Below are 5,628 nucleotides of genomic sequence, written 5' to 3' on the forward strand. Positions count from 1 at the left end.
CGGTGCTGACGGTGCTGGCGGCGACGACGGTGCCGACGGCGCTGCGGGCGGCTCCGGCCCGCGCGGCGCGCGCCGCGCGGCGGCCGAGCCGGGAGCCGCCGGGCCGGGCGGCGGGAGCCACCCGGGCGCCCGGACGGGTGCCGCGGGCCCGCGCGGACCGCTCACCGCCGAGGAGCTGGACCGGAGCGCCGAGGCCCTCCGCGAGCTGCTCGACCAGAGCGTGGCGGGCGCCGAGCGGCAGCTCTTCGAGCTGCGCACCGCCGCGGCCGACGACTCCCGGATGCTCGGCGCCCTCGGCGACGGCGGGCTGCTGCCCCCCGGGCCCGACGTCACCGCCACCGTCGAGTTCCTCGGCGAGCACGGCGTCCCCGCGCTCCCCGGCTGGCGCTACCTCGCCCAGGCCGTCGACCCCGCCGACCACTCCACCGTGCTCGCGGCCCGCCCCGAGCTGGTGGACGGCGTCATCATCACCGACCCCGACAGCCACGCCCGCGCCCGCGACGTCCTCGCCTCGGCCGCGCTGCTGCCCCGTTCCGCCGTGGCCGTCGGCACGGCGGCCGCGCTGCTGGCCCCGACCCCCGCACCCGGCGCGGACGACGACGGCGCCGTCTTCCTCGTCCCGCCCAACCCGGCCATGCACGACGAGCGGGCCGCCGACGACGAGCGCAGCCAGCTGCGGGAGCGGGCCACCGCGCGGGACGGCGAGATCCGGGCGCTCGCCGCTCGGCTGTCCGCCGACCGTGCGCTCGCCGCGCGCCTCGCCTCCTGGCGCACCGGCTGCCCGCCCGGCCGCCTCGCCGAGTTGGCGACCGCCGCCGAGGAGGCCGGGGCCGCGGCGGAGGCGGCGCAGCGGCACCTCGCCGAGGCGGTGCTCGGGCACGAGGAGGCGGCCGAGGCCGCCGCGGAGACCTCCCGGGCCCGCGACGAGTGCCAGGAGCGGGCGCAGCGCGCCCGGCGCAGCGCCGACGCCCTCGCCGGGCTCGCTTTCCGGCTGCGGGAGCGCGGCTCCTGGCAGGCCCGGCTGCGCGAGCTGGCCGACGAGGCGGCCGCCGCCGAGGAGCGCACCCAGGCGTGCGTCGAACAGGCCCGTTCCGCCGACGAGGACCGCCGGGCGGCCCAGCGCGCGGCCGACGACGCCCGCCGTACCGCCCGCGCCCTGCGTGCCGAGCGCGCCGAGATCGCGGGTGTCCCCGACAGCTCGGAGGAGGGCCCGGAGGCGGGCACGGAGGACGGCGCGGCCCCGGAGGCACCTCAGGAGACGCCGGGCGCCGGGGGCACGGGCGGCGCGCCGCCGGCCGCCTCGCTCCCCGACCTGCGCGAGGCGTACCGCTCGGCCTCGCAGCTGTACGAGAAGGTCGGCGTCGGCGCCGACCTGCGCGCCGAACAGGCCCGTGCCGAGGGCGACGAGTCCGCCGCGCTCGCCGCGCTGGACCGGCTCACCAACAAGGTCCGCACCCGTGCGGCGCAGCTGCTGGAGGGCCCGGACGGCGCCGACGGCCCCTCCCGGCAGGCGGCGGCGGCCCGCGCCGAGGCCCTGGTGCAGAAGCTGGAGTCGCGCACCTCGGCGGCCAGCGAGCAGCTGGGCCGGCTGCGGGGCGAGGCCGAGCGGCTGGCCCCGCAGCACGGCGAGGCGCACACCGAGCTCCCCGAGGAGCTGGTGCCCGCCGACGCCGACCAGGCCCAGACGCTGCTGCGCACCGCCAACGCCGAACGGGCGGCCCGCACCGACGAGCTGGAGTCCGCGCGGGCCGCGCACGCCGCGCTCGTCCGCTCGCACACCGCCGCTGAGGACGCCGCTGGCGGCTTCGACGAGACCGCCGCCACGCTCCGCGACCTGCTGCGCGACCCCCAACAGGCCCCGGCGGACGGCGGGGAGGGCGAGCAGCCGGAGCCGTACCCGGGCAGCCCGGCAGAGGCGCGGCAGGCGGCGGCCGAGGCGCGGCGCTCGCTGCGCGGCTGCGCCGCCGACCTCACCGCGGCCGAGCAGTCCCTGCGCGAGACGTGCGACGTGCTGGTGCGGCACGCCAACTCCAGCCGCTACGAGCAGGTGCGCACCCCCGCGCGGCAGCAGATCCGTGAGCTGCCGGCCGCCGCGCTGCCGGAGCACGCCGCCGCCTGGGCCGCCGCCTTCGCGCCCCGCCTGCGGGTGCTCAGCGACGAGCTGGAGCAGCTGGAGCGCAACCGCGACAGCATCGTGGACCGGCTGCGCGGGCTCGTGGAGTCCTCCCTGGCCACCCTGCGCTCGGCGCAGCGGCTGTCCCGGCTGCCGGAGGGGCTGGGGGAGTGGTCGGGGCAGGAGTTCCTGCGGATCCGCTTTGAGGACCCCGACCAGGCCACCCTCACCGAACGGCTGGGCGAGGTCATCGACGAGGCGACCCGCGCCGCCGTCCGCAAGAACTCCGACCTGCGGCGGGACGGCATGTCGCTGCTGCTGCGCGGAGTGCACGCCGCGCTCCAGCCGCGCGGGGTGTCCGTGGAGATCCTCAAGCCGGACGCGGTGCTGCGCGCGGAGCGGGTGCCGGTGGGGCAGATGGGCGACGTCTTCTCCGGCGGCCAGCTGCTGACGGCCGCCATCGCGCTGTACTGCACCATGGCGGCGCTGCGCAGCAACGACCGGGGCCACGACAAGCACCGGCACGCGGGAACCCTCTTCCTGGACAACCCCATCGGCCGCGCCAACGCCACCTATCTGCTGGAGCTCCAGCGCGCGGTGGCGGACGCGCTGGGCGTGCAGCTGCTCTACACCACAGGGCTGTTCGACACCACCGCGCTCGCCGAGTTCCCGCTGGTGATCCGGCTGCGGAACGACGCGGACCTCCGCGCCGGGCTGAAGTACATCAGCGTCGAGGAGCATCTGCGGCCCGGCCTCCCGCGGCCGGAGGGCGGGGACGACGAGGGCCCGGCGGTGCACGGCGAGATCACCGCGACCCGGATGTTCCGCCGCCCCGAAGCGGAGGATGCCGCGCCGCGGGTATGAGGGGCGCCCCGCCGGGCGGGGCCGGGGAGCGGGCGGTCAGGCGGCCCGTTCCGCCGGGCGCTCCTCCCGCCGGTGCGGCGCCCTCGGCCGGGGCCGCGCCACACTGCTCGGCTCCGAGACGACGCCGTTCCGCTGCACCCACACCTGCCGGCTGATCCAGACGTCCAGCACGCTCCAGGTCGCCGCCACCGTGCTGGCCACGGTGGACAGGGCCATGGGGAATGCCAGCCACACCTCGGCGAGCGAGCTGAGCGCGGCGATCATGAGCTGAACCAGGGTCAGCGCGACGATGATGACGGCGCGTACCGCGGCCGCCCGTATCGGGTCCGGAAGACGGGTCTTCGCGTACATGTTCTTTACTTCCCCTTCCCAACCCTGTGTCCCCCACGTTTCCATAAACGTGTTCCGTGCCACAATCGCCGAACGTTCATACAGACCTTCGAGTTGACCCGTCGGCGGTAGTAAGCTCGCGCCGTTTGCTGACGGAATACGCCCCCGCGCACCGGGGCGGACGTAGGGGAGGCCATGCGCTTTCGCGGGAAGTCGATCCGCCGGAAGATCGTGGTGCTGCTGCTGGTGCCGCTGGTGTCCCTCGTGTCCATCTGGGGCTTCGCCACCTACCTCACCGGCAGCGAGGCGTACCGCCTCCACAACGTCGACGAGATCACCGGGAAGCTCGGCGCCCCCACGCAGGGCACCGTCCACGCCCTCCAGCACGAGCGCCGCCAGGTCCTCGTCCACCTCGCCGATCCGCGCGGCTCCGACAGCCGGGGGAAGCTGCGCGCCGCCCAGCGCGCCACCGACCGCGAGGCCGCGCGGCTCCGGGACCGGGCGTCCGACGACGGGCTGCGCTCCCTCCTCAGCGGCGCCTCCCGGGCCCGGCTGGACGATCTGACCGACCGCCTCAGCCGGCTGGACGCGCTGCGCGCCAAGGCCGCGGAGAACACCCTCACCCGGGGCGCCGCCTTCCAGGCGTACAACGAAATCGTCGACCCGGCCTTCGAGTTCGTCACCTCCTGGGGCGCGCTCGGCGACGAGGGGCTGGAGCGGGAGCAGCGCGGCATCGTCGCCGTCGGCCGGGCCCGCGAGTATCTGTCCCGGGAGGACGCCCTGGTCACGGCCGCGTTCGCGGCGGGCCGGCTGACCAGGGGGGACCGGCGGGCGCTCTCCGACCGGGTCGCCGAGCGCGGCATGGTCTACCGGAACGGCCTCGGCTCCCTCCGTGCGGCGGACCGCCAGCTGTTCGACGACTACTGGGACGGCACCGAGGGCCGCACGCTGCGCAGCTACGAGGACGCCCTGATCGGGGGCGGCAACCGCGAGCTGGGCACGGCGGTCACCGCCAAGGGCTGGAACTCCGCGGCCTCCACCGTGCTGAGCGCCCTCGACCGGCTGGGCGACACCGTGGAGGACCGCCACGACGACCGGGTGGACCCGGTGGCCACCGGGGTGCTGCTGAAGGCCGCCGCCGCGGGTGTGCTCGGCTTCCTCGCCGTGCTCGCCTCCCTGGTCATCTCCTTCCGGGTGGGCCGCGGCCTCGTCCGCGATCTGAGCACCCTGCGCAAGGAGGCCAACGAGTCGGCCGGGGTGCGGCTGCCCAGCATGATGCGCCGCCTCGCGGCGGGCGAGCAGGTGGACGTCGAGACCGAGTCGCCCAGGCTGGACTACTCCCGGGATGAGATGGGGCAGGTCGGCCAGGCCCTCAACACGCTCCAGCGGGCCGCCGTCGAGGCGGCCGTCAAGCAGGCCGACATGCGGCGGGGCGTCTCCGAGGTGTTCGTCAACCTCGCCCGCCGCAACCAGGTGCTGCTGCACCGCCAGCTCACCCTCCTCGACGCCATGGAACGCCGCACGGAGGACGCCGACGAACTCGCCGACCTCTTCCGGCTCGACCATCTCACGACCAGGATGCGCCGCCACGCGGAGGGGCTGGTCATCCTCTCCGGCTCCGCCCCCTCACGGCAGTGGCGCAAGCCCGTACAGCTGATGGACGTGGTGCGCGCCGCCGTCGCCGAGGTCGAGGACTACGAGCGTATCGAGGTCCGCCGGCTGCCGAAGCTGGCCGTGGACGGCGGCGCCGTCGCCGACCTCACCCATCTCATCGCCGAACTGCTGGAGAACGCCACCGTGTTCTCCCCGCCGCACACCGCCGTGCAGGTGCTCGGGGAGCGCGTCGCCAACGGCTTCACCCTCGAAATCCACGACCGGGGCCTCGGGATGACGGCGGAGGCGCTGCTCGACGCCAACCTGCGGCTGGCCGAGACGCCCGAGTTCGAGCTGTCCGACACCGACCGGCTGGGGCTGTTCGTCGTCTCCCGGCTGGCGCAGCGCCAGGGCGTACGCGTCTCGCTGCAACCCTCGCCGTACGGCGGTACCACGGCCGTCGTCCTCATCCCCGGCTCCGTCCTCAGCGAGGAGCCGGTGCCCGCCCGCGAAGACGACCCGCTGGCCCGCCGTACGGCCGTGGAGCGCGAGGGCGGCAGGAGCCGCGCCGAGCTCGAAGGGGCGCTGCCCGGGAGGGAGCACGCGAGCGGCGAGCACGCCCGCGGGGGCGCACCCGTCGACGGGCCGATCGAGCTGGAGGCGCCCCTGGGCGGGCTGGACGCGCCCGACAGCGGCGCACGGCTGTTCGGCGAACCGCCGCCCCAGCC

General features: G+C 76.3%; 2 protein-coding genes and 1 pseudogene. 2 read left to right on the forward strand and 1 reads right to left on the reverse strand.

Features of this window, described 5'->3' with window-relative positions; translation table 11 throughout:
- Positions 1 to 2,977: pseudogene (locus tag G5C65_RS29985) on the forward strand (hypothetical protein); the annotation flags it as partial.
- A gap of 36 nt (positions 2,978 to 3,013) precedes the next feature.
- Here the strand turns inward: G5C65_RS29985 and G5C65_RS29990 are convergent.
- Positions 3,014 to 3,328: a hypothetical protein gene (locus G5C65_RS29990; protein WP_338146731.1), complete on the reverse strand. Its 315-nt coding sequence runs from the start codon at positions 3,326 to 3,328 to the stop codon at positions 3,014 to 3,016.
- A 174-nt stretch (positions 3,329 to 3,502) separates the two neighbouring features.
- On the opposite strand from G5C65_RS29990, the gene G5C65_RS29995 reads away from it, so the two are divergent.
- On the forward strand, positions 3,503 to 5,628 hold a 2,126-nt coding region (locus G5C65_RS29995; RefSeq protein ID WP_165302193.1), incomplete at its 3' end, for a sensor histidine kinase.

This window comes from Streptomyces boncukensis, from assembly GCF_011045075.1.
In the GTDB taxonomy this organism is placed as follows: Bacteria; Actinomycetota; Actinomycetes; order Streptomycetales; family Streptomycetaceae; genus Streptomyces; species Streptomyces boncukensis.

Bases quoted from the DNA above. Each gene is read 5' to 3' on its own strand.
- G5C65_RS29990 (WP_338146731.1), bottom strand. From the start codon at position 3,328: ATGTACGCGAAGACCCGTCTTCCGGACCCGATACGGGCGGCCGCGGTA.